At 70.5% G+C, this 1918-nt stretch carries 2 protein-coding genes; both read right to left on the bottom strand.

Going from position 1 to position 1918, the window contains the following annotated elements; all coding sequences use genetic code 11:
• The coding region (locus C665_RS19425) for an ATP-binding protein (RefSeq protein WP_004328901.1) at nucleotides 1–1265 on the bottom strand (1265 nt) is incomplete at its 3' end.
• 128 nt (nucleotides 1266–1393) lie between these two features.
• Nucleotides 1394–1918 (bottom strand): DUF3306 domain-containing protein (locus tag C665_RS20460; RefSeq protein ID WP_004328903.1); only part of this gene is annotated, 525 nt, incomplete at its 5' end.

Consider the following 1918-nt stretch of genomic DNA (forward strand, 5'->3'; position numbering starts at 1 on the left):
AGGCCGTGGCCGCGGCGCGCGAGGCGGGCGATCGCGGCGCTGCCGGCCGCGGCGGAGTGGAACAGCAGGCAGGCGTCGGTGCCGCCGGCGCGCGCGTATTCGGCGAGCAGGGTCTTCACGCGCTGGCCGAGCTCGGGCACGCGCGGATACTGGAAGGACAGCGCGCCCGAGGGACACACCGTGCTGCAGGTGCCGCAGCCCTTGCACAGATACGGGTCGACCGCGATCACGTCGCCGTTCGAGCGGATCGCCGCGGTGGAACAGGACTCGATGCAGTTGCTGCAGCCGGTCTTCTTCGCCCGGCTGTGCGCACACAGGGCGGCCTCGAAGGCTACGTAGCGCGGCTTCTCGAACTCGCCGACGAACTCCCCCAGCGCCTGCACCGCGAGCGCCTGCTCGAAGGGATCGCGCCCAGGCGCGGCGTAGCCGTCGGGCAGCTCGACGCGACGCAGCAGCGGCTCGGCCGACAGGTCGAGCACGAGGTCGAAGCGTTCGCTGCGCGCGCTGTCCTGGCGCGCGAAGTCGATCGCGCCGATCTCGCCACAGGCGGCGACGCAGGCGCCGTGGCTGCGACAGGCGTCGACATCGACCTGCAGGTCCCAGCCGATCGCGCCCTCGGGACAGGCCTTGACGCAGGCGTTGCAGCGCACGCACAGCTCGAGATCGATCGGGTTGTGCTGCGTCCACTCCAGCTCGAAGGCGCCGAGGTGGCCGCCGAGCCGCACCGGCCTGCCCGACCACACCGGGTACGCGTTGACCGCCGGCAGCTCCACGTCCTTCGAGCGCGCGGTGATCAGCACCGCCGGCTCGAAGCTGCCGGCCAGGCGCTCCGCCCAGCCCAGCGCCGCGCCCGCCTCGCCGATGATCAGCAGGCTGCGCCCGGCGCTCATCTGCACCGCAGCCACCGGCTCGGGGTCGGCCAAGGTGGTGGCCGCCGCGATCAGCGCGGCGAGCTTGGGCGTTGCCGCCGCGGACTCGGCCGACCAGCCGGCGTGCTCGCGCAGGTTGAAGAAGCGGATGCGCTCGCCCGCGCCGGCTTCCTCCGCGAGTTCGCCGAAGAGCGCGGTTTCCTGCGTACAGGCGACATGCACGCTCTTCCCGCCTGCGAGCGAAGTTTGCAGCGCCGGGAGTTCGGCGCCGCAGAGCGCGTGATGACACTGCATCGCGGCATCCGTGCCCGCCGCAAGACGCCCGGCATCGAGCGCGAAGCTGCGGTTGCAATCGCACAGGTGGATACGGGAGGTCGGGTCGCGGCGTTCGCTCATGTGTTCTTCCATCGATTCCCTTACGCAAAGCAGTTCATAGGCCAGCCGGGGACTCAGAGAAGACCGCAGGAATCCCCGAAAAGCCATGACTGGGCGATATCCGGAATCGACGCGCGACAATTTGTCGCTCAGGGTGCGTTTTGTCCCGACTCTTGCGGCGGCTCCGACGACACCGCGCCCGACAGATCGTCGACGCATCGCCCACCCGGAGCAGTCGCAGCTTGCGCAGACGCGCACTCCACCGCAGTGGCCGGTTCCGCGGTGGTCCCCCGTCCCCGCTCGCCGTCGACGGGCGCCGCGTCGACAAGCGCCGTCGCCCCCTCGGGAGCGGGCTGTGCCGTCGCGTCGTCCATCAGCCATTCGCGCGCATGCTGGAGCTTCGCCAGGATCTCCGGCGGGATCGGGTCGGGCTGCGAGTAGTCGTCGATGTAGATGTCCAGCCCGTCCATGCGATTGAAGTGCGGGTCGGAGAACAGTTTCTGCAAGGCCTTGCGACGCAGCGCCTCGCTCACCTCTTCCTTCAGGAAGGCGGTGAAATCCGAGGACAGCGACAAGCTCTCGACCGGCGGCAATTGCGCCTCGGCGCCCCCCGCCGCATCCGCCGCCGCATCCGGTGTGGCCGGCGCGAGCGGCAGCGGATCCGCTGCGTGCGT

This window comes from Thauera aminoaromatica S2 (assembly GCF_000310185.1).
Classification (GTDB): domain Bacteria; phylum Pseudomonadota; class Gammaproteobacteria; order Burkholderiales; family Rhodocyclaceae; genus Thauera; species Thauera aminoaromatica.